This is a genomic window from Candidatus Baltobacteraceae bacterium, from assembly GCA_035502855.1.
Classification (GTDB): domain Bacteria; phylum Vulcanimicrobiota; class Vulcanimicrobiia; order Vulcanimicrobiales; family Vulcanimicrobiaceae; genus Aquilonibacter.
This window is the reverse complement of record DATJTX010000023.1, coordinates 93,882-116,305: the sequence shown is the minus strand read 5'-3', so window position 1 is coordinate 116,305 and position 22,424 is coordinate 93,882. Positions and strand designations below refer to the sequence as shown.

Genomic DNA, 22,424 nt, shown 5'->3' with positions numbered 1-22,424 from the left:
CTTCGAGCCCTCCTTATACCAAGTACGGGATCATCGGCGCGAGGCGCTTCAAATCGCCCTTGAACGTCGGTTGATCCTTACGGAAGTTGCGCTTGCGTTTGCGCGTCTTCTTGCTGAGAATATGGCCGCAGCCGCTAAACTGATGGCGATGCAGCACCTTGCCGGTCGCCGTCACTTTGACGCGCTTTGCGGTTCCACGATGGGTGCGAATCTTAGGCACTGGTAGGCTCCTTCTTTTCTTCCTTGTCCTTCGCGTGCTCTTTGTGCAGCGCGAACTTGGGCGGACCCGTCGGCGTCGTGCGGGGCGCCAAAATCATAAACATGTTCTTACCTTCGAGCCGCGGTTCGCGTTCGACCGTGGCCAGCGGCGCCATATCTTCGGCCATGCGGTCGAGTAACCGCCGGCCGAACGCCGTATACGTGATCTCGCGTCCGCGAAACATGATCGTGACCTTGATCTTGCTTCCGTCGAGCAAAAGCCGCTCGGTCATGCGCGCCTTCGTCTCGTAGTCGTGGGTCTCGATTTTCGGGCGCAGCTTGACCTCGCGGAGTTCGAAGTTGCGCTGTTTCTTGCGGGCGTCTTTATCTTTTTTCGACTGCTCGTATTTCAGGCGGCCGTAGTCGCCGATTTTGACGACCGGCGGTTGTGCGTTGGGCGAGATCTCGATCAGATCCAGCCCCGCAGTCCGGGCACGCGCGAGCGCGTCCTCGGTCGGCAAAATGCCGAGCTGCTCGCCGTTTTCGTCGATCACGCGGACCTGCCGAATACGGATTTGCTCGTTGACTCGCAGCGGTCGGGCTATGGCGTTTTCCCTTTCACGAGAGAACAAAAAATGGCGTTGCCGAAGCAACCCCACGCGCGGAACCTACCGACGGCCCCTCGAGTAGTAACCGGATCGCCCGCAGGCATCCGGTGAGCTCTTGGGGCATGCCCCAAGCGCTTCTTCGGCCTGCGCAGAATACCACGGCTCCCGCGGGGGTGTCAACGTCGCGCAGCAGCTGGCTAGGTGATAAACTAGCTGCATGAAATCCGTCGGAATTTTTGATGCCAAGACGCGCCTCTCGGAGCTCGTCGCAGAGGCGGAGAAGGGTGAGCGGATCACCATCACCCGGAACGGCATCCCTGCCGCGGTACTCATCCCGGTGGAGGCCGAGGAGGCGCGATTGCAGCGTGCCCGGAGAATTTATGCGTCCATTAGGCGGCGCGCGGAGGAAGTCGCGCAACGCAACGGCGGGGGCATCCCCTGGGAAGAGGTCAAGGCCTGGATCGACGAGGGTCGCCCATGATCGTCGTAGACGCCTCGATTGCGGTTGACTGGTATACCGATCCCACTGCCGCGGTACCGAATGCCGCGTTCTATGAGGCGATCGTGAGCGGAGCGGCTGTGCCGGGAAATTTCCACGGCGAGGCGGTGCAGGCGTTGCTGCGCGCCGTGCGGACAGGCCGTATGCGAGAGGTCGAGATGGAAGCCAACGTTGCGGACCTCGACGGACTGGAATTCGAGGTGGAGTTCCCTCCCCTGGGGATGGTCGCTCATATCGCGCAAAAGCACGAACTGAGCGCATACGACGCTGCCTATATTGCGGTCGCGAAATTCCGCGGAATCAAACTCATCACACGCGATGCGAAGCTCGCGAAAGCTGCGAAGGCGGAGGGCTGTTTATGGACGCCGCCGCCCCCGGAGGAAGTCGAGAAGAAGTTTAGTTTGCTTCTAGCGGGCTAGCGCGAGCATCGCGTGCTTTATGTGCGTCAGTTCGGAGGGCGTGAAGTTATTGTTGCCGATGATCACGTCTTCGCCGCCAACTCTCCACCGGATCGGTGACCCGAACGCAGGGACACCTAGCGCGGGCATGCGTAGCCTAATCTTGCCCGCTGGACTCGTCGACGATTCGGAGACGCTGCTTGGATTCGCGAGCAGGATGAACGTGGGGTGACGAGACGCACGCCGCGCGCCCGGAAGAGCGTAGCCGAGAACGATAGCGCCTGGTCCGGCTCTAAAAACGGAGCTCAATCGCGAGCCCGGCGGTAGACCGGCAGGCAGGACGACCGGGAAGTCGGCGCTTCGCGCGGCCGCGAGCGCGTCTGCAGTCGATGCGTTCCGGAACTTGGCCGTCATCCGGTCCGCCGTGACCAGTACTGCGCCGGAATGGGCGAAGGTAACGTGCGTCTCGTGCCACGCGGCAGCACCAGCGGCGATCGCCGCGAGCGACGCGGCGCCGAGCAGTGCCGCAATCCAGCTTCTCCGGAGCGACCTCCCCTTCGCAGCGGCAGGGCGTTGTGCCGCATCGCGTATGGCATCGAGCGGAACCGCCGGGACGACGATGTGTTCGCGCGCGTCGTGGCACCTCGCGGAGAGTTCAGATTCCATTCGGTTGTACCTCGCGATCCGAGCGTAATGTATCGGGGTCCTCGGCTAGCAGCGGTCGTAAGCGCCGCTTGGCGATCATGAGCCGGAAGCGTACCGTGCCCTCGGGTGCGCACAATATCGACGCGATCTCGCGGCTGGTGAGGCCTTCGAAGTAATGGAGCACCACGACATCGCGCAATGTGCGCGGTAGCGCGGCAAGAGCACGCCAAATATCAATCGTGTCGCTACAATCGGCGTCGCTCGCCGGTTCGGCGACGATCGGCTCGCCGCGAGCGCGCCGCCGTTTGAGCTCCGACGCCCGGCGAACCACGATCCGGTAGAACCAGACGCGAAACGCCGCCGCGCTGCGCAGCGACGAGATCGTGCGATAAGCAACAACGCAGGCCTCTTGCGCGACGTCTTCGGCGCCCGTTCGTTCGCCGAGGATCGCATAGGCCAGCCGATAGGCGTCGGGCCATATCGCTTCGATCAGCCGCTCGATTTCCACCGGTCCGCCGCGCTGGGCGCCCTCGATAAGGTCGTGCGGAGGGATGCTCCTCATGCTTCTATAGAGCGCGCGACGAGCCTAAACTGTTTGCTCGGCGGTTTACAGATAGCCGCTGGCGCGGGTCGCGCCTTTGCGCTCGAGTTCGAGCTGGCGCAGTTCGACGCGGCGAATCTTTCCCGAGCGCGTCTTCGGCAATTCCTTGACGAATTCGATCTCGCGCGGATATTTGTAGGGTGCGGTGACGCGTTTGCAGTGTTCCTGCAGCTCGCGAACGAGCGCGTCGTTTCCGTCGTGTCCGGCGCGAAGCACGACGAACGCCTTCACGATGTTGCCGCGATCCGGGTCGGGGCTGCCCACGACCGCCGACTCCGCCACCGCCGGATGTTCGAGCAGCGCGCTCTCCACCTCGAACGGTCCGATGCGATACGCACCCGAGCTGATCACGTCGTCGGCACGTCCGACGAACCAGAAATAACCGTCGTCGTCGACGTATGCGCGATCGCCGGTCAGATAGAATCCGTTGCGATAGCACTTCGCGGTCTCTTCGGGATTCTTCAGATAGCCTTTGAAAAGCGAGGGCGGTGTGCCGCGCAGCGCGATGTCGCCGGTCTCGTCCGTTTTACATTCGCGGCCGTCTTCGTCGATCACCGTCACGTCGTGACCGGGCGTCGGACGGCCCATCGATCCGGGACGCACGCGATCGCCGTACAGATTGGCGACCAGAAGCGTGTTCTCGGTCTGACCGTAGCCGTCGAGAATCTCCAGACCAAATGCATCCTTCCAGCGCGCGATCACTTCGGGGTTGAGCGGTTCGCCGGCGCTCACGCAGTGACGCAGTTTCGGCAGCTTCCATCGCGAGCCCAGATCGGCGAGCTTTGCTTCGAGGCGGTATTCGGTCGGCGCCTGACAGAGGATCGTCACGTCGAGCGACTGCAGAAGATCCATCCGCACCGGCGGATCGAATGCTCCTTCGTGCAACACGATCGTACTGCCGTGCGACCACGGCCCGAGCAGCACGTTCCATAGCGACTTCGCCCAACCGGTCGAGGCGGTGCACCACACCAGATCCGCCGGCGTGCAATCGAGCCAGAACTGCGCCTGCATGCGCTTGGCATAGGTGTACGCGTGATCGTGAATGACACCCTTGGGATCCTTGGTCGTTCCGCTGGTGTAGACGATGTAGGCCCACTCATCGGCGCGCGTTTCCACGCCGGCAAAGGGTTTCGACCCGGCAGCAAGCGCGTCGAGATCGAGCCATCCGTCGACCGCGCCGCGCACGACGAATCCGGTTCGCACCGTCGCCGCCGCGTCGCGCGCGCCCTGTAGTTCGGTGAGATTCGCCGCGTCGCCGATCATGGCGACGGCCTCGGCGTGATTGGCGCGAAACGTCCAATCTTTTGCGCGCAGTTGCTCCGGCCCGGGAATGGAAACGGCACCGAGCCGGTCGAGCGCGAGCATCGTGAAGATCCATTGCGGAATCTTGGGCAGCGCCACGATCACGCGTCCGCCGCGCTCGACGCCGCGATCGAGCAGTGCGGCGGCGTAACGCTGCGATTGCTCCGCGATTTCCGCGAAGGAATACCAGCGTTTCGCACCTTCGGCAGAGATGAAGAGCAGCCCCGGCCGGTTCCCGAGTGCGAGCCGGTCGATCACGTCCCGCGCAAAGTTGAAGCTCTCCGGAACGGCCCAACGAAACGATGCGCGCGGATCAGCCATGTGCCTTACACCGTGCGGACTGCTTCGCGGTAGTTGGTGAGCAAGAAATCGATCGCGGCGTCGTCGATCACCAGCGGCGGTGCGATGCGCAGCACGTTCTCCTGCGTATCCTTGGCTGCGATGCCGCGCTCGAGCAGCGCTTCGACCAATTTCTTCGCCGGTATCGTGAGCTCGATTCCGATCAGCAGGCCGCGCCCGCGCACCTCCTTGATCGCCGGAGAGGCGGCGGCGCGAATCCCTTGCAGCACCTTCGCGCCGGCATAGCGTGCGCGCGAAGCGAGCTTTTCGTCGACGATGACGTCGAGCGCGGCTTCGCCGATTGCGCACGCCAGCGGATTGCCGCCGAACGTGCTGCCGTGATCGCCGGGTCTGAACAGCGACATGATCGTTTTGTTCGCGAGCACCGCCGAGATCGGATAGTAGCCGCCGCCGAGCGCCTTCCCGAGAATGAGCAAGTCGGGTTTGATATTGTCGAAGTCGCAGGCGAACAGATCGCCGGTGCGACCCAGGCCGGTTTGAATCTCGTCGGCGGCAAAGAGCACCTTGTGCTCGCGGCAGAGGGCCCACGCGCGCTTGAGAAAGCCCTCGCGCGGAACGATGACGCCGCCCTCCCCTTGGATCGGTTCGATGAGAATCGCGCACGTATTCGGGGTGATCGCGCGTTCGAGCGCTTCGGCGTTGCCGTACTCCACGAATACGAATCCCGGCGTAAACGGCCCGAAGTGCCGGCGGTAGCCGGGATTGGTGCTGGCGCTGATCGCGGTCATCGTGCGGCCGTGAAAATTGTTAGCGAAAACGATGACCTCGGCAGCGTCGTCGGGGATGCCCTTCTGCTCGTAGCCCCAACGGCGCGCGAGTTTGATCGCCGTTTCGACGGCTTCGACGCCGGTATTCATCAGCAGCGCGCGATCGAAGCCGGTCAAGGCGGTGAGCTTCTTCAAAAAGCGTCCCATGCGCGCGTTGCGCAAGGCGCGTGAGGTCAAGGAGAGTTTCGACGCCTGCGCAACCACGGCAGCGTAGATTCGCGGATGGCAGTGACCTTGGTTCACGGCCGAATACGCGCTGATACAATCGAGGTAGCGCTTCCCGTCGACGTCGTACAGCCACACGCCCTCGGCGTGCTCGACCACCAAGTCGAGCGGGCTGTAGTTTTGAGCGCCGTATTTCTCGTCGAGATCGACGTACGATTGCGTTGCCTCGGAATTGGTGCGCATGATAGTGGTACACTTTTCTGCAATGCACCGGATATCCGCTCCGACACTCGAGGCAATCGAACGATTGCGCTCCCGCGACCACGATCGCGTGAGCGATGCAGGGCGTACGAAGCTCCTGCTCTATGACGAGGTGCGGCCGCTGGCGGTCGTGCTCTTTCACGGGCTCTCGGCAAGTCCGACGCAATTTACGCGTTTCGCCGACGAATTGTATGCGCGCGGCGCAAACGTCATCGTGCCGCGCCTGCCTCGCCACGGACATCGCGATCGCTTGAGCCCCGCGCTCGCGCGACTGAAAGCCGACGACCTGCGGGACATTGCGCGCGAAAGCGCCGAACTCGCGCAAGGTTTGGGCGAGCGCGTCGTCGTCGCCGGCTTTTCGCTCGGCGGTCTACTGGCGACCTGGGTTGCGCAGCGCTATCCGGTCGATCGCGCCGTCGCCATCGCCCCCTTTTTCGGCATGTGGTGGCTGCCGACGATCCTCACCGCGCCGTTCGCCGAGATTTTACTGAAATTGCCCAATATTTTCGCCTGGTGGAACCCGCTGGTGCGCGAGCGCCAGCAGCCCGAGCACGGCTATCCGCGCTATGCGTCGCACGCGATCGCAGAATCGCTCCGGGTGGCCGGCGAGGTCTTTGCGCACGCCGATGAAGCGTTCGCGGCGCACGAACTGATTCTGGTGACGAATGCCGCGGAAACCGGCGTGAACAACCGCGCCGTCCGCCGTTTGCGAGCTCGGCTGCGCGCGCCGAAAACCGGAAGGCTCGAGCACGTCGTGCTGCGCGGAATTCCGCCCTCCCACGACATCATCGAGCCGCTCCGCCATCGCGATGTCGCGAGCCGGGTCCTCCCCGAATTGCTTGATATACTTACCAGATCGCTTGGTAAATGCTAGCGGGGTACGCTCTCCACGCCCGATAATTCCTTCAGATGGTCGCTTCAACCGCCACTCGCGTAATCCATCACTACATCGACGGCGCCCCGGTCGACGCGCCGGCGGCTCGCTACGGCGACGTCTTCGATCCGGCTCGCGGCCGCGTGCAGGCTCGCGTCGCCTTTGCGGATGCGGCGCTCGTCGACCGCGCGGTGCATGCCGCCGTGGCCGCGTTCCCGGGCTGGCGCGACACTCCGCTCGGCAAACGCGCCGAAACGCTCTTTGCGTTCCGCGAACTCCTTCGTGCGAACACGCAGCGCTTCGCGCAGATCGTCTCCTCCGAGCACGGCAAGATCGTCACCGACGCCGCGGGCGAAGTCGCGCGCGCACTCGAGGTCGTGGATTACGCCTGCGCGCTCACCCAGATGACGAAGGGCGAATTCAGCGAAAGCGTTTCGCGCAACGTCGATACGTATTCGATCCGTCAGCCGCTCGGCGTGTGCGCCGGCATCACGCCGTTCAACTTCCCGATGATGGTGCCGGCGTGGATGTTTGCGATTGCGATCGCCTGCGGCAACGCCTTCGTGCTCAAACCCTCCGAGCGCGATCCCTCCGCGGCAAATCTGGTCGCGGAGCTGTGGACGCAAGCCGGCCTGCCCAACGGCGTGTTCAACGTCGTGCACGGCGACAAGGTCGCGGTCGACGCGATCCTCGCGCATCCGCAGATCGCCGCCGTCAGCTTCGTCGGCAGCACGCCGATCGCGCGCTACGTCTATACGACGGCCGCCGCGAACGGCAAGCGCGTGCAGGCGCTGGGCGGAGCGAAGAATCATCTCGTCGTGATGCCGGACGCCGATATGGACGCGGCTGCGGATGCACTGGTCTCCGCTGCGTACGGCTCGGCCGGCCAGCGCTGCATGGCGATCTCGGCCAGCGTCACCGTCGGCGACGCGCACGAAGCGCTCTTGCCGAAGATTCGCGAACGCATCGCGCGACTGAAAGTGGGACCGGGCGAAGACGCGAGCAACGACATGGGGCCGGTCGTCAACGAACAAGCGCGCGAGCGAATCGTCGACTACATCGCGCAGGGCGATCGTGCCGGCGCGAGTTTGGTCGAAGACGGACGCGCGCTGCGGGTGAGCGGCTGCGAGGACGGCTTCTGGATTGGGCCAACGCTCTTCGATCGCGTCACGCCCGAGATGACGATCTACACCGACGAGATCTTCGGGCCGGTGCTGGTCAACGTGCGCGCGCAGAATTTGGACGAAGCGCTCGAGTTGATCAACCGCAACCCGTTCGGCAACGGCACCTCGATTTTTACGCGTGACGGCGGGGCGGCGCACAAATTTCAACGTGAGGTTCAGGTCGGTATGGTCGGCGTCAATGTGCCAATCCCCGTGCCGGTCGGCTACTACAGCTTCGGCGGATGGAAAGCTTCGCTCTTCGGCGATCTGCACATCTACGGCGAAGACGGCTTCCGCTTCTATACGCGCGGCAAGGTCGTGACCGCGCGTTGGGACGAGAGCAACGCCGGCCTCAACCTCGGCTTCCCCACGCACAAGTGACCTGCAGCAGATGCACGATCTCGGCGCCTCGATCCACAAACCGCTCACCGACTTGGAGGTCAAGCTCGAAGCGAACCGCTGCCTCTATTGTTACGATGCGCCGTGCATGAACGCGTGCCCGACGCACATCGACGTCGCCTCGTTCATCGCCAAGATCGCGCAGGGAAACCTGCGCGGCAGCGCGCGCGATATTCTCAGCGCGAATCCGATGGGCGCGAGCTGCGCCCGCGTTTGCCCGACCAGCGAGCTCTGCGAGGGCGCATGCGTGTATACGAAAGACGATTCGCCGATCCGCATCGGCGATCTGCAACGCTACGCCCTCGATGTGCTGATGCGCAGCGGCGAGCAGCTCTTCACGCCGGGCGAGCCGACGGGCAAGCACGTGGCGATCGTCGGCGGCGGCCCGGCCGGCCTCTCGGCCGCACGCGATCTGCGGCTCGCTGGGCATGCGGTCACGATCTTCGAGGCGCGCGAAATGCTGGGCGGCCTCAATACGTTCGGCATCGTGCCGTTTCGTCTCTCGAACGAGGTTGCGCTGTGGGAGGCACAGCAAATCGTGGAGTTGGGCGTGCACGTGCGCTGCGGTACGCGTGTCGGTCCCGATGTCGCGGTCGAGTCGCTGTTGACCGAGTACGACGCGGTGATTTTGGCCGTCGGCATGGGCAGCGTGCCTGCACTCGGCATCGAGGGTGAAGAGCTCGCGTGGGACGCGCTCGATTTCATCGAGCGCGCGAAGCTCGGAGGCGAGGTCGAGGCGCTCGGCGATCACGTGGCGGTGATCGGCGCCGGCAATACCGCGATCGACGCCCTTACCTGTGCCAAGCGGCTCGGTGCGAAGCGCGTGACGATGTTCTACCGGCGCGGCGAGGAGCACATGACCGCGTACGATTTCGAATACGAATTCGCCAAAGCGGAGGGCATCGAGTTTCGCTTCTACTGTACGCCGTTACGGATCACCGGTTCGAATGGACGCGCCGATTCGGTGACGTTCGTGCGCACCGAGTTGCGAGCCGGACGGCTGACGACGGTCGACGACGTCGAGTTCACCGAACCGGTGACGGTGGTGATCAGTGCGATCGGTCAGTCGCGTTTGGAAGCGACGCTGCGCGCCTTCGGCATCCAGACCGACGGCGGCGTGGTGCGCGTCGACGATGCGCTGCGCACGACGCGGGCCGGCGTCTTTGCCGCAGGCGACTGCACCTATTCCAAGGGCGTGCGCGAAGCGATGGTGGTCGAAGCCGCCGAACAGGGGAAGCTCGCGGCGCGCAGCGTCGATCGCTACCTGCGCGAAAAGGCGGCGTAGCGATGGCCGATCTGCGCAGTACGCTTGCCGGGATTCGAAGCCCGAATCCGTTCTGGCTTGCCTCGGCGCCGCCGACGAACAGCGGGTATCAGGTGATGCGCGCGTTCGAAGCCGGCTGGGGCGGCGTGGTCTGGAAGACGCTCGGAGATCCGATCGTCAACGTCACCTCGCGCTTTGCCGGCCTCGACTACAAGCAGAACAAGATGATCGCGATGAACAACATCGAGCTCATCACCGATCGCCCGTTGGATGAAAATCTGCGTGAGATCCGTCAGTGCAAGACGGCTTTCCCGGATCGTGCGATCGTCGTTTCGCTGATGGAAGCCTGCGAGCAGCATGCTTGGCACGAACTGGTCAAGCGGGCACAAGAAGAAGACATCGACGGCTTCGAGCTCAACTTCGGCTGTCCGCACGGGATGAGCGAACGCGGCATGGGTGCCGCCGTCGGACAGCATCCCGATCTGATCGAGGCGGTGACCGCCTGGGTCAAAGAGGTGGCGCGCGTTCCGGTGATCGTCAAGCTGACGCCCAACATCACCGACGTGCGCGTGCCCGCGCGCGCGGCGGCGGCGGGCGGGGCCGACGCGGTCAGCATGATCAACACGATCAACAGTCTGATGGGCGTCGATATCGATTCCTGGAATCCGGTTCCTCACGTCGACGGCAAGAGTTCGCACGGCGGCTATTGCGGGCCGGCGGTCAAGCCGATCGCGCTCAACATGGTCAACGAATGCGCCCGTGATCCGCAAGTGAACCTGCCGATATCGGGGATCGGCGGTGTGGAGTTCTGGCAGGACGCGGTCGAGTTCTTGCTGCTCGGCGCGAGCAACGTGCAGGTATGCACGGCGGTGATGCACCACGGCTTTCGCATCATCGAGCAGCTCTGCGACGGGCTGAACACCTATCTCGACGATCGCGGGCTCGCGAGCGTCGAACAGCTCGTGGGCGCGGCCAAGAACCGCATCACGACCTGGGAGAATCTCAACCTCAACTATGCGATCGTTGCGCAGATCGATCAAGACACGTGCATCCATTGCAGCAAATGCTACATTGCCTGCGAGGACGCAGCGCACCAGTGCATCGATCGCACCGTCGTCGACGGCACCGCGATCCTCACCGTCGATCAAGATCACTGCGTCGGCTGTAACCTCTGCATGATGGTCTGCCCGGTCGACGAGTGCATTACGATGGTGCGCGTCGAAAACGGCCTCCCGCCGGAAACCTGGAAGGAACGCAGCAGCAAGATCGGCGCCGCTTTGTCATCCTGAGCTGTCGTCATCCTGAGCTGTTGTCATCCTGAGCTGTTGTCATCCTGAGCTTGTCGAAGGACGAAGGACGAAGGAGAATCTTTGGGAACGGTCATCCGCGGCGGTACCGTCGTAACCGCCACCGATACGCAGCGTGCGGACGTCCTCATCGAGGGCGAGCGCATCACCATGCTCGCCGAATCGATCCCGAGCGGCGGTCATGAGGTGATCGACGCGAGCGGCGCCTACGTTTTTCCGGGCGGCGTCGATCCGCACACGCATCTCGACATGCCGTTCGGCGGAACGATCACGGCCGACGATTTCGAGAGCGGCACGCGCGCGGCACTGCTGGGCGGGACGACGACGGTCGTCGATTTCGCGCTGCATACCCGCGGCGATTCGCTCCACAATGCTCTGAAGACGTGGCATGGCAAGGCCGGCGGCAAGGCGTGCGGCGACTACGCGTTTCATCTCACGATCGCGGACGGCCGAGACGAGACGATGAACGAGATTTCCAAAATCATCAACGAGCAGGGCGTGAACTCGTTCAAGGTGTTCATGGCGTACAAGCACGTGCTCTACGTCGACGACGAGACGATCTTCAAAACGTTGCAAGCCTGCCGTGATGCCGGCGGCCTCGTACAGGTGCACGCCGAGAACGGCGATGTGATCGAGGTGATCACGAAGCAGGCGTTGGCCGAAGGCAAGACCGATCCGGTCTGGCACGCGCGCACCCGCCCGGTCGAATGCGAAGGCGAGGCGACGCATCGCGCGATTCGCTTGGCCGAGATCGCCGGCGCGCCGCTCTACGTCGTTCACGTCTCGAGCGCCATGGCGGCCGACATGATTAGCGACGGGCGCAAGCGCGGCCTGCCGATCTACGGCGAGACGTGTCCGCAATACCTCGTATGCGACACCGAGGATTATTTGCGTCCGGATTTCGAGGGCGCGAAGTACGTGCTCTCGCCGCCGATTCGCGATAAGTGGAATCAAAGCGTATTGCTGCGCAAGCTCAAGAACCTCGAGTTGCATGCCTTCGGCTCCGACCACTGCAGCTTCAACCTCTGCGGTCAAAAGGACCTCGGCCGTCACGACTTCTCGAAGATTCCCAACGGCGCGCCGACGATCGAGGACCGTCTCGCAATCCTCTATCATGTCGGCGTCAACGGCGGCGTGATCAGCCCGAATCAGTTCGTCGCGCTCGGCTCGACCAATCCCGCCAAGCTCTTCGGGCTCTTCCCGCGCAAGGGTGCGATCGCGGTGGGCAGCGACGCCGACGTCGTGGTGTGGGATCCGAGCGCCGAGCGCACGATCTCGGCCAAGACCCATCACATGAAGGTCGACAACAGCGTCTTCGAGGGCATGCGGGTGAAGGGCCGTCCGCGCTACGTGTTCTCGCGCGGGCTCAAGGTCGCGCAAAACGACGAATTTACCGGCCGCAAGGGCCACGGAAGATTCGTACCGAGCGAAAAATTCTATCCGGTGGCGGTGTAAGGAGCGTTCGTGGATTCGAGAATTACGATCGGTCTGATTCAGGCTCGTAACGATGTCGACGGCAGCGAGCCGGTCGAGCGGCACAAGAAGGCAGCGATCGACAAACACGTGCGCCTGATCCGCGAGGCCAAGCAGCGCGGCGCGCAGATCGTCTGCCTGCAAGAGATCTTTTACGGTCCGTACTTTTGTACCGAGCAGACGACGAAGTGGTACGATGCCGTCGAACCCATTCCCGACGGGCCCACGACGCAGCTCATGTGCGCCCTCGCTAGGGAATTGGGTATCGTGCTGGTCGTACCGATCTACGAAGAAGAATTCTCCGGCGTCTACTACAACACGGCGGCGGTGATCGACGCAGGCGGTGAATATCTTGGTAAATACCGCAAGCATCACATCCCGCAGGTGCAGGCGGGACCGGCGGGCTGCGGGTTTTGGGAGAAATATTATTTCAGGCCGGGAAATCTCGGCTATCCGGTCTTCGAGACGGCCTTTGCGAAGGTCGGCGTCTACATCTGTTACGACCGGCATTTTCCGGAAGGCGCGCGCGCGCTCGGGTTGGGCGGTGCGGAGATCGTCTTCAATCCGTCGGCGACGGTGGCCGGCCTCTCCGAGTATCTTTGGAAGCTCGAGCAGCCCGCGCACGCGGTGGCAAATGGATATTACGTCGGCGCGATCAACCGCGTCGGCGTCGAGGCGCCCTGGAACATGGGCGAGTTCTACGGGCAGTCGTATCTGGTCGATCCGCGCGGTGAATTCGTTGCGATGGGGAGCCGCGACCGCGACGAGGTCGTGATCGGCGTCATGGATCGGGAGGTGATCCGGACGGTGCGCAACACCTGGCAATTTTTCCGCGACCGCCGTCCCGATAGCTACGAAGCGCTGGTGGCCGAGTAGTGCCCTGCGTTAGGGGCCGCTAGTGCCGTTCACGCAAGAACGCGACGGCGACGTCGTGGTGCTCACGCCTGCGGCGCAGGCGCAGCTCGAACGTAACCACACGATGTGGAACGAGGATCTGCGTCCGTGTACGCTGGCCGAACACTCGTGGCCGGGAACGAAGTTCGCGTCGCTGTGGATCGGCATGTGTCTGTGTTTGCCGACGTACTCGCTGGCCAGCGGGATGATCGCGCTCGGCATGAATTGGTGGGAGTCGGTGCTCACGATCTTGACCGGCTCGACGATCGTCATGAGCGCGATTTTGCTCGTCTCGCACGCCGGTACGAAGTTCGGCATTCCCTACCCGGTGTTTGCGCGGCTCTGGTTCGGAACGCGCGGCGCACATCTGCCCGCGCTTGCCCGCGCGGTGATCGCCGCCGGCTGGTTCGGCATCAACTCGTGGTTCGGCGGCGAGGCGCTCGACGCGATTCTCTCCCGTATCGTGCCGCCGTGGAGCGGCATCGGCGCGCATCTGGCGCTCGCGTTCGCGATCTTCTGGGCGATCAATGTGCTGATCGCGATGCGTGGGCCGCAAGCGATCGGGCGTCTTGCGCAGCTCTCCGCACCGGCGCTGGCGCTCGGCGCGATCGCGCTGCTGGTCTGGGCGCTTCGGCGCGAAGGAGGCTTCGGGCCGATGCTCGCCGCGCCGGCCACGATCCACGGTGCCGCATTTTGGGCCGCGTTCTATCCCTCGGTCGTCGGTGTAATCGCGTTTTGGGCGACGCTTGCGCTCAACATCCCCGACTACACGCGGTACGCGCGCACGCAGCGCGGTCAGATGCTCGGGCAGGCGCTCTCGATGCCGATCACGATGGCGGCATTTTCCTTCGTGGGCATCGCGGTAACGTCGACGACCGTGCTGCTCTTCGGGAAAGCACTGTGGAACCCGGTCGAATTGATCGTGACCTTCCCGACGCCGGTGGTGATCGTCGCCGGCATCTTGGTCATCCTCTCGTCGGTGACGATCAACGTCGGCGCGAACGTGATGGCGCCCGCGCGCGCGTTCCAGAATCTCTGGCCGCAGCGCATCGGCTTTGCGACCGGCGCGGTGCTGACCGGCATCCTGAGCCTGGCGATGCAGCCGTGGTACGTGCTCTCGACCTTCGCCACGTATATTTTCACGTGGCTGGGGACCTACGGCGCGATGCTCGGCTCGTTCGATGGAATTGCGATCGCCGATTATTGGTTGGTTCGCAAAGCGCGGCTCGATCTGGCGCAACTCTACACGCCCGGCGGCCGCTACTCGTATGCCGGCGGCATCAACCCGCGCGCTCTGGTCGCGGTTCTCGTCGGCTGGGGGCTGGCGCTGCTCGGATTTTTCGTGCCGCCGCTGCACTTTCTGTGGAGCGGCGGCTGGATCTTCAGCTTGCTCGGCGGCCTCGTCGCGTACTGGCTGTTGATGCGCACGGAGGCTTCCGTGCTTTCCGAAGCGGAATACGATGCGATAACTGACGGCGAGAGCTCGCACGAGGTGGAACAGCATGGATACGGCTACCAAAAAGTCTAACGCGGAGCGCGCCAAGGCGCATCTCTTCGCCGCCCAGCAGACGTATTACGAGGAACCGCTCACGCTGGTGGACGGCGAGGGAACGCATCTGCGCGACGACCGCGGGCGCGAATATCTCGACGCCTTTGCCGGGATTGCGACCAATACGCTCGGCTACGGCGATACCGAAGTGGCGCAAGCCGTTGCCGATCAGGCGAAGAAGTTGATTCACGCCTCGACGCTCTATCTCACCGAGCAGCAACTCGATTTCGCCGAGAAGATCGCCGCGATCGCGCCGCCGGGCATGACCAAATCGTTCGTGAGCAACTCCGGTTCGGAAGCGAACGAAACCGCGGCACTGGTCGCCCGAACGGCGAAGAACTCGGCGGACTTTCTCGCGCTCGAACACGCCTATCACGGACGTACCGTCTTTACGGTCGCGCTGACCGGGCTCTCGAATTGGCGCAACTACGGTCCCCAAATGCCGCACGTTGCGTTCGTACCGAATCCGTACTGCTATCGCTGTCCGCTCAACCTAACCTATCCTTCGTGCGAGATCGCCTGCGCCCGCTCGGCGAAGCGCGTGATCGAAACGGCGACGAACGGTGCACCGGCGGCGATGATCACCGAAACGATCGAAGGGGTCGCGGGCATCGTCACGCCGCCGCCCGAATATTACAAAGTGCTCAAAGAGACGCTCGAACCGTTCGGCACGCTGCTGATCGCCGACGAAGTACAGGCCGGATGGGGGCGTTTGGGTGACGGGATCTTCGGCATGGTGTCGAGTTACGGCGTCGTGCCGGACATCATCACGTCGGCGAAGGGCCTGGCCAGCGGGTTGCCGATCGGCATCACGATCACGCGCCCGGAGTTGGCGGATGCGTTCAAAGGGCCGCACATCAACACGTTCGGCGGCAATCCGCTCTCGACGCGCGCCGCGAGCGTGACGCTCGAGATGATCGAGAAGAAACATCTCGTCGCCAACGCCAAGCGTCAGGGCGACGCGCTGCTGGCGGGACTGCGCGATCTTCAGAAGCGCTTCCCGATCATCGGGGAGGTGCGCGGGCGCGGGTTGATGATCGGCGTCGAGCTGGTCAAGGACGCCAAGAGCAAAGCCTACGACGCGGTCGCGACGAATCGCATGCTCGAAGCGATGCGCGAGCGCGGCGTGCTGATCGGCAAAGGCGGGCGGTTCGGCAACGTGCTGCGCATCCAGCCGCCGCTGATCTTCAGCAGCGACGACGTCGCGGAGTTTTTGAAGTCGTTCGAATCCTCGCTGAAGACCCTCGGCTGATGCGGGTCAAGCCGCTCGCCCGAATTCTCGCGGAAGGTTCCGACCACGAACACGGGCTGAAACGCTCGCTTGGACCGTGGGCGCTGACGGCAATGGGAATCGGCGCGATCATCGGCACCGGAATCTTCGTCTTGACCGGCGTGGCATCCGCGACGCGCGCCGGCCCCTCGCTCACGATCTCGTTCGTGCTCGCCGGCATCGTGAGCGCACTTGCCGCATTGTGTTATGCCGAGGTGTCGAGCAAGATCCCGATCTCCGGCAGCGCGTACACGTACACGTACGCGACGATGGGTGAGTTTCTCGCCTGGATCGTCGGCTGGGGGTTGGTTTTCGAGTACGCGCTCGGCGCGGCCACCGTCAGCGTCGGCTGGTCGGGCTATTTCACGTTCATTTTGCACACGCTCTTCAACCTGAACATCCCGCAGATGTGGCAGCACAGCCATTGGGACGCTATGCCTGGGATCGCGAATCTGCCGGCCGCCGCGATCATCTTGCTGATCACCGCGCTGCTGGTTCGCGGCACGAAGGAATCCGGTACCGTCAACGCGGTGATCGTGACGATCAAGGTTCTCGTCGTGCTGTTCTTCATCGTGATCGGCGTGCAGCACATCAACCCGGCAAACTACCATCTGCCGCCGGGACCGCAAAGCGGGCTTGGCGGTTACTTTCCGTTCGGCTGGGCCGGCACGTTGGGCGGTGCGGCGTTCATGTTCTTCGCCTACATCGGCTTCGACGCGGTGTCGACGACGGCCGAAGAAGCGCGCAACCCGGCCCGGGATCTGCCGTTCGGCATCATCATGAGCCTGGTGATCTGCACGGTTCTGTACATCGTCGTCGCGGCGATTCTCGACGGTATGGTGCCGTTCTATACGCTCAACGTCGCCTTCCCGGTCGCATTCGCGGCCGATTCCGTCGGCCTCGCATGGGCGGGTGTCATCATCTCGTTCGGTGCGATCGCCGGGTTGACGACGGTGCTGCTCGTCATGATGTACGGCCAAACGCGAATCTTTTACGCGATGTCACGCGATGGGCTCATTCCGCCCAGCTTCACGAAACTGCATCCGGTGTGGCGGACGCCGGTCTTTTCGCAGATCTTTTTCGGCGTGCTCATCGCGGCGGCAGGCGCGTTCTTTCCGATCAGCATCCTGGGGTCTGCCACCAACATGGGCACGCTCACGGCGTTCGTGCTGGTGGCCGTTGCCGTGCCCGTGCTGCGCAAGCGTCATCCCAATCTGACCGGCGCGTTCACGCTGCCCTTCGGGCCGTACCTCATTCCGGTATTCTCGGCTCTCTCGGCGCTCGTCTTGATCTATTTCCTGAAGGTCGGCAACCCGCTGGTGTGGGGGTTCTTCCCGCTGGTGTGGCTCGCGTTTTTGACCTGGCTCGTCATCGGGCTCATCTTTTATTTTTCGTACGGACGCAACAAGAGCACGGTCGCGCTCGAGGAGGTCGAAGGCCTCGCACCTGCGCAGCCTCGCGTGAATTGAACGCAGTCCGATGAGCAAACGCTGTTCGTGGGCGACGACGGAACTCTCGATCGCCTATCACGACACGGAGTGGGGACGTCCGGTGCATGACGACCGGACGTTCTTCGAATTCCTTACCCTCGAAGGCGCGCAGGCGGGTCTGAGCTGGGAGACGATCCTGCGCAAACGCGATCGCTATCGCGAGGTCTTCTACGATTTCGACCCGGCGCGCGTGGCCCGAATGACGCCGGCGCGGATCGAGAAAGTTCTTACCGATCCCGGTATCGTGCGCAATCGCGCCAAGGTCGCGTCGACGGTGAGCAACGCCAAGGCGTTTCTGAAAATTCAGAAGGAGTTCGGGTCGTTCGATGCCTACGTGTGGCGTTTCGTCGGCGGAAAGCCGATCGACCACCGCGTGAAACGGCTCGAGGATCTTCCCGCCGAGAGCGACGAATCGCGTGCGCTCAGCAAGGACCTGATCGCGCGCGGCTTCCGATTCGTCGGGCCGACGATCATGTACGCGTTCATGCAGGCGACCGGTCTGGTCGACGATCACGTCATCGGCTGTGCGCGGCATACTCCTGCCTCCCGCTAGTTCGCCCGCTGCGTCCTACGATGAGGGCCGCTCGCGCGCGCACGCGATCATGGCGTTGGATGACGCATCGATTGCACCGACCGCGCGCACGGTGTTGCTCGAAGGCGGAAGCCGTACGCCGTGGTGCGTCGTGCTCTTGCACGGCCTCACCAATCACCCGGGTCAGTTCGTCGAATTCGCTCCGCAGGTCCACGCCTTGGGCGCGAACGTGTTCGTACCGCGCATGCCGTTCCACGGATACGCGGATCGCATGACCAATTCGATCGCCGGGTTGACCGCCGAAATGCTGCTGGAGAGCACGTACGGTGCCGTCGACGCTGCCGCCGGGCTCGGCGAGCGCGTTGCAGTGCTCGGCATCTCGATGGGCGGTCTGCTCTGCGCGCATCTTGCGCAATATCGCGCCGACGTTACGACTAGCGTGCCGGTCGCGCCGGACTTCGGACTGCTGGAATTCTCGCGGACGATAACCGATCTGCTCACGACGCTCCTGCTGCATCTGCCGAATGTTTTTCTCTGGTGGGATCCGCGGATCAAAGCCGCGCAGCGGCCGGCCACGGCATATCCGCGCTTTGCGACCCACGCGTTGATGCAAACCTTGCGCATCGGCAACGCGGTGTATACGGCGGCGCGCACGATGCCGCCGGTCGCGGCCCGCATCGCAACCATCGTGAACGCGGCCGACCCGGCGGTGAACAACGCCGAAACCTTGGAGACGGTGACGCGCTGGAGAGCGCGGCGCGCCGACGGCATCGACTACCTCGAGCTGACGAATCTCCCCGAGAATCACGACATCATCGATCCCGATAACCCGCTCGCCCGCACCGATCTCGTCTACCCGAAACTGATCGAGATACTCGCTTTGTCGTCCTTCGACTCCGGCGCTTCGCGCCTACGCTCAGGATGACGAGGTTCGACTCCGGCGCTTCGCGCCTACGCTCAGGATGACGAGGTTCGACTCCGGCGCTTCGCGCCTACGCTCAGGATGACAAGGTCCGTCACTCATAATTCTTCGACTCGGCCCAGAGCTGCGCGACCGGGATCTTCAAACCGCGGCAGATGTTGACCGGAATGTGATTCTCGTAGGCGATCGCCCATCGCGAATCGATCGCGGCCGCGATCGTGCGCGACGCGAAGTAGTGCTCCTTGGCCCAGCACGTTCCGTTCACTTGGACCATCACGCGGCCGTCGTACGCGCCGGGTCCCCACAGCCAATACTGGTTGTGCGTACTGATCACCGGAATGCCCGGCGCGAAGAATTGCACCGCCGCGGCTTCGCCGTAGTTGCCGGCGAAGACGACGGCGACGGCGCGATCGCCCGGCGGAAGCGAATCGTAGACCCGCTTCACGGTCGCGGCCATCTCGGGCCAGCCGTGCATATCTGCCCAATCGCCCGGCAGCACCGAGGTCTCGCGATTGTACTCGGTCGCCAGCACGCGGTTCGAGGTGTGGAATAGCGCGTCGATCCGCGATTGGTAAGCAACGAACGACGGTTCCGAGAGAATCGGCAGCGAGAACGGAACGAAGACCGGGCCGAGCACGAGCGTGTACACGAGCATCGCGGCACGCGCCGGCCATACCGTGCGCGTCCAGGCCTCGAGCTGCACGCCCCCCGCCGCGATCAGGATCGGATAGACGTCGGCCGGGTAGTAGTGCTTGCCGTGAAAGAGCATCATCTCCGCGATGAGGATCACGTAGGCGTAGCCCAAGAAACGATACGCGCTGTTGCGCAAAAGCCAGTAGAGCCCGATCACCCACACCGGAAACAGAAACACATTCGTGATCAGGATTTCCTGGAGCAGATAGACCAGCGGCCCGACGATCACGTTCTTACCGTTTTGACCGTTGCGCAGCAGCTGCCACATCGGAAAGTCGTAATGCGCCTGCCAGAGAAAGTTCGGCAGCGCGATCAGCAGCATCAGCGCCGCGCCGACGACGAACCACCGGTCGGCGAGCACGCGGCGCTGCGGCGTGAAGAGCAGCCCGATGAACAGCGCGGCGAGGAAGAACAGCACCGCGTACTTGCTCTCGATCGCGACGCCGCCGACGAATCCGGCAGCGAGCCAGAGCCGTGGATCACCGCCGCGGACGATGCGCGCGACCAGCAGCGCGATCAGCGGCCAGGCCCACAATCCGATCTCGTCGGGACCGACCTTTTCACCGAAGCTCAACAGGACGCCCGCGAAGAGAAACGCCAGCGACGCCATCACCTGCGCGAAGACGCCGCCGCCGAATTCCAACACGAGCAGGCACGTCACGTACACGCCGGCCGCGGCGCAGAGCGCCGGCACGAGGCGAAGCAAAAAGAGCGAGTGTCCACCGAGTTGCGTGAACGCCGCCAACAACGGCACGACCGGTGGCTGATCGACGTAGCCCCACTGCGGGTGGAAGCCGCAGATGATGAAATAGAGTTCGTCGCGGAAGAATCCGTAGTGCGCGTTGCCGAGCGCGTGCACGAAGAAAACGACCGCGGCCGCAAGCCACGCGATGCGTTTGGTCACGTTGGTAATTCCTTTACTTGAGCAGGTCGGGCCGTTGCGATGCGTAGCGGCGGCTCCAAGCGATCTCGGTGCCGTCGCGCATGAGAATCTTGTAATCACCGTGGAACCAGGGATGGATCTCCGCGATCTCGTCGATGTTGACGACGTGGGCGCGATGCACGCGCGCGAAGTGCGCCGGATCGAGCCGGCCTTCGAGCGACTCCAGCGTCGCGCGCAAGCTATGCGCCCCGCGCGGCGTGTGCACGGCGACGTTATTTCCGTCGGCCTCGAGCCGCGCGATCTCACGCGTGGCGACGAAGAACGAGCGGCCGTCGTTGGGTATCAGCAGCCGGCGTACGTAGCGCTCCTCGTTGCGGATGTGCGCCAGCATATCGGCGAGTTTCTCATTATCGGGTTTGGTCTCGAACGAAGACCGCGCTTTGGCCAACGCTCGCTCGAAACGCTCGCGATCGTAGGGTTTGAGCAGATAATCGAGAGCGCTGACCTCGAACGCCTTGACCGCATAGTGATCGTACGCCGTCACGAAGACGATCGACGGGGGCGCATCGCTGCGAACCAGCGTCTCGGCGACGCCCAAGCCGTCCAGATCCGGCATGTGGATGTCGAGGAAGACGAGTTGCGGTTTGGTCATCGCGATGAGATCGACCGCGTCGATACCGTTGGCGGCCTCGGCGACCAGTTGCACGTCCTCGTGTTCACTGAGGAAGCGCGCCAGCTTGCGCCGCGCCGGCGTCTCGTCGTCGGCGATCATGACCGTCAAGCTCATGCGCCGCTCGTCTCGCGTGCGGGCAGGTTCAACGTAACCAGCGTGCCGCCGCCGTCGCGTGCGCGAATCGCGAGCGACGCGTCCGTACCGTACAGGTGCTGCAAGCGCGCGGCGACGTTGGTAAGGCCGATGCCGCGCGGCGCCAAGGGGTCGAAGCCGATGCCGTTATCGCTCACCTCGATCACCGTCGAGCCGTTGCGGCGGACGACGCCGATGCCGAGCGCAAGCGCAACGCGCGCCGAGCCCATGCCGTGGCGTATGCTGTTCTCGAGCAGCGGCTGCAGCAGCATGAACGGAACGCTCATGCCGCGCGCGTCATCCGCCACGGCGACCTCCAGCGCCAGATTCCGTTCCAGCCGGGTCTTCATGATATCGACGTACATCCGTTCCATCCGCAGCTCCTCATCGAGCGGAATCTCCTCGACGCCGCCGGAGGCGAGAACCAAGCGCATGAAATCGCTCAGCTGCGCCAGCATCCGGTCGGCTTTGACCACGTCCTCGTACATCACCGCCGAGATCGCGTTGAGCGTGTTGAAGAGAAAGTGCGGCTGCAGCTGCAGACGCAAGTTCTCGAGCTGCGCCTTCGCAAGCTTGGCCTCGAGGTCGCGCGCCGCGAGCGCATGCCCGATGAGATAGAGCGGTACGGCGATGAAGCAATAGTAGACCAGATCGCTCGGCGCCTCGGAGATGTACGTTGTCCGCGCCATGACGGCGAGGGAGTGGTGCAAGCCGACCATGGCCTGGAGAGGAAAGCGGAGCAGCAACTCGACGCTGCTGTGCAGCAGCGTGTAAATCGCGGCGCCGGCCAGGTTGGCTGCCAGGGCGCGAGCGATCGTCGCGCGCGTAAACGGAGCGGCGCGCGTGAGCCACGCAATCGCGGGCACCCACACCATCGCGGCGTACGCGCCGGTCATTTCGTAATAGAAGTGCTGTGAAAGCGATGCACCCGATCCATCGCTGAGATACGCGTGAAGCGAGAAGAAGATCCCGATCGCCGTAAAAATGACGAAAAGCCAGAACCATGCCACCGGACGCCGAAAGGTCATAGTCCCCTCATACCGCGCGGCGGCCGAGCGGGTCAACCGTCCGGTGACGAGCGGGACCAATTCATAGACCAGCG

22 protein-coding genes are annotated in these 22,424 nt (G+C 63.6%); 13 read left to right on the top strand and 9 right to left on the bottom strand.

Annotated elements, in window-relative coordinates; genetic code table 11:
* Positions 1–13: 13 nt before the first annotated feature.
* Both rpmI and infC read right to left on the bottom strand, forming a co-directional pair.
* Complete coding sequence (gene rpmI / locus VMF11_08870; GenBank protein HTU70424.1) at positions 14–220, bottom strand: 50S ribosomal protein L35; 207 nt, start codon at positions 218–220, stop codon at positions 14–16.
* Complete coding sequence (infC, locus tag VMF11_08865) at positions 213–857, bottom strand: translation initiation factor IF-3 (GenBank protein HTU70423.1); 645 nt, start codon at positions 855–857, stop codon at positions 213–215. The genes rpmI and infC overlap by 8 nt, the downstream gene beginning before the upstream one ends.
* A 166-nt stretch (positions 858–1,023) precedes the next feature.
* Between infC and VMF11_08860 the strand changes: the two genes are divergently transcribed.
* Together VMF11_08860 and VMF11_08855 are read left to right on the top strand one after the other, a co-directional pair.
* On the top strand, positions 1,024–1,287 hold the full coding sequence (locus VMF11_08860; protein HTU70422.1) for a type II toxin-antitoxin system Phd/YefM family antitoxin: 264 nt from the start codon (positions 1,024–1,026) through the stop codon (positions 1,285–1,287).
* Positions 1,284–1,724: a type II toxin-antitoxin system VapC family toxin gene (locus VMF11_08855; protein ID HTU70421.1), complete on the top strand. Its 441-nt coding sequence runs from the start codon at positions 1,284–1,286 to the stop codon at positions 1,722–1,724. Before VMF11_08860 ends, VMF11_08855 begins: the two co-directional genes overlap by 4 nt.
* On the opposite strand, the gene VMF11_08850 is transcribed toward VMF11_08855, so the two are convergent.
* Genes VMF11_08850 through rocD form a run of 4 tightly spaced genes read right to left on the bottom strand, consistent with a single transcriptional unit; the run spans position 1,713 to position 5,786 of the window.
* Positions 1,713–2,369, bottom strand: coding sequence for a hypothetical protein (locus VMF11_08850; GenBank protein HTU70420.1), 657 nt, complete (start codon positions 2,367–2,369; stop codon positions 1,713–1,715). The two genes, VMF11_08855 and VMF11_08850, sit on opposite strands and share 12 nt — an antisense overlap.
* Entirely contained in the window at positions 2,359–2,910 is a 552-nt protein-coding gene (locus VMF11_08845; GenBank protein ID HTU70419.1) for an RNA polymerase sigma factor, read from the bottom strand. The genes VMF11_08850 and VMF11_08845 overlap by 11 nt, the downstream gene beginning before the upstream one ends.
* Positions 2,911–2,955: 45 nt before the next feature.
* On the bottom strand, positions 2,956–4,572 hold the full coding sequence (locus tag VMF11_08840; protein ID HTU70418.1) for an AMP-binding protein: 1,617 nt from the start codon (positions 4,570–4,572) through the stop codon (positions 2,956–2,958).
* A 5-nt stretch (positions 4,573–4,577) separates the two neighbouring features.
* Positions 4,578–5,786: an ornithine--oxo-acid transaminase gene (gene rocD / locus VMF11_08835; protein HTU70417.1), complete on the bottom strand. Its 1,209-nt coding sequence runs from the start codon at positions 5,784–5,786 to the stop codon at positions 4,578–4,580.
* Here rocD and VMF11_08830 point away from each other — a divergent pair.
* The 11 genes from VMF11_08830 to VMF11_08780 all read left to right on the top strand — a co-directional run bounded on the left by VMF11_08830 (position 5,785) and on the right by VMF11_08780 (position 18,944).
* A complete protein-coding gene (locus VMF11_08830) occupies positions 5,785–6,678 on the top strand; it encodes an alpha/beta fold hydrolase (protein ID HTU70416.1) in 894 nt (297 codons plus the stop codon). The two genes, rocD and VMF11_08830, sit on opposite strands and share 2 nt — an antisense overlap.
* A gap of 35 nt (positions 6,679–6,713) precedes the next feature.
* Positions 6,714–8,222 carry a CoA-acylating methylmalonate-semialdehyde dehydrogenase gene (locus tag VMF11_08825; GenBank protein ID HTU70415.1) on the top strand — a complete coding sequence of 503 codons (1,509 nt, stop codon included), beginning with the start codon at positions 6,714–6,716 and terminating at the stop codon, positions 8,220–8,222.
* A 10-nt stretch (positions 8,223–8,232) separates the two neighbouring features.
* On the top strand, positions 8,233–9,525 hold the full coding sequence (locus tag VMF11_08820; protein ID HTU70414.1) for an NAD(P)-dependent oxidoreductase: 1,293 nt from the start codon (positions 8,233–8,235) through the stop codon (positions 9,523–9,525).
* Positions 9,526–9,527: 2 nt separating this feature from the next.
* Complete coding sequence (gene preA / locus VMF11_08815) at positions 9,528–10,793, top strand: NAD-dependent dihydropyrimidine dehydrogenase subunit PreA (protein ID HTU70413.1); 1,266 nt, start codon at positions 9,528–9,530, stop codon at positions 10,791–10,793.
* A gap of 81 nt (positions 10,794–10,874) precedes the next feature.
* Complete coding sequence (gene hydA, locus VMF11_08810; protein ID HTU70412.1) at positions 10,875–12,266, top strand: dihydropyrimidinase; 1,392 nt, start codon at positions 10,875–10,877, stop codon at positions 12,264–12,266.
* 9 nt (positions 12,267–12,275) lie between these two features.
* Positions 12,276–13,160 (top strand): nitrilase-related carbon-nitrogen hydrolase, encoded by an 885-nt coding sequence (locus tag VMF11_08805; GenBank protein HTU70411.1) that lies wholly within the window; start codon positions 12,276–12,278, stop codon positions 13,158–13,160.
* 22 nt (positions 13,161–13,182) lie between these two features.
* Positions 13,183–14,706 carry an NCS1 family nucleobase:cation symporter-1 gene (locus tag VMF11_08800; GenBank protein HTU70410.1) on the top strand — a complete coding sequence of 508 codons (1,524 nt, stop codon included), beginning with the start codon at positions 13,183–13,185 and terminating at the stop codon, positions 14,704–14,706.
* Positions 14,681–15,979 carry an aspartate aminotransferase family protein gene (locus VMF11_08795; protein ID HTU70409.1) on the top strand — a complete coding sequence of 433 codons (1,299 nt, stop codon included), beginning with the start codon at positions 14,681–14,683 and terminating at the stop codon, positions 15,977–15,979. Before VMF11_08800 ends, VMF11_08795 begins: the two co-directional genes overlap by 26 nt.
* Positions 15,979–17,466, top strand: coding sequence for an amino acid permease (locus tag VMF11_08790; GenBank protein HTU70408.1), 1,488 nt, complete (start codon positions 15,979–15,981; stop codon positions 17,464–17,466). The genes VMF11_08795 and VMF11_08790 overlap by 1 nt, the downstream gene beginning before the upstream one ends.
* A 10-nt stretch (positions 17,467–17,476) precedes the next feature.
* On the top strand, positions 17,477–18,040 hold the full coding sequence (locus VMF11_08785) for a DNA-3-methyladenine glycosylase I (GenBank protein HTU70407.1): 564 nt from the start codon (positions 17,477–17,479) through the stop codon (positions 18,038–18,040).
* A complete protein-coding gene (locus VMF11_08780; GenBank protein ID HTU70406.1) occupies positions 18,012–18,944 on the top strand; it encodes an alpha/beta hydrolase in 933 nt (310 codons plus the stop codon). Before VMF11_08785 ends, VMF11_08780 begins: the two co-directional genes overlap by 29 nt.
* Positions 18,945–19,035: 91 nt before the next feature.
* On the opposite strand, the gene VMF11_08775 is transcribed toward VMF11_08780, so the two are convergent.
* The 3 genes from VMF11_08775 to VMF11_08765 are packed head-to-tail and all read right to left on the bottom strand — an operon-like array spanning position 19,036 to position 22,350.
* On the bottom strand, positions 19,036–20,538 hold the full coding sequence (locus tag VMF11_08775; GenBank protein HTU70405.1) for a glycosyltransferase family 39 protein: 1,503 nt from the start codon (positions 20,536–20,538) through the stop codon (positions 19,036–19,038).
* Between the two features lie 13 nt (positions 20,539–20,551).
* The gene (locus VMF11_08770) at positions 20,552–21,304 is read right to left on the bottom strand and encodes a LytTR family DNA-binding domain-containing protein (protein ID HTU70404.1); all 753 of its coding nucleotides are present in this window, start codon (positions 21,302–21,304) and stop codon (positions 20,552–20,554) included.
* Positions 21,301–22,350, bottom strand: coding sequence for a histidine kinase (locus VMF11_08765; GenBank protein HTU70403.1), 1,050 nt, complete (start codon positions 22,348–22,350; stop codon positions 21,301–21,303). Before VMF11_08765 ends, VMF11_08770 begins: the two co-directional genes overlap by 4 nt.
* Between the last annotated feature and the right edge of the window lie 74 nt (positions 22,351–22,424).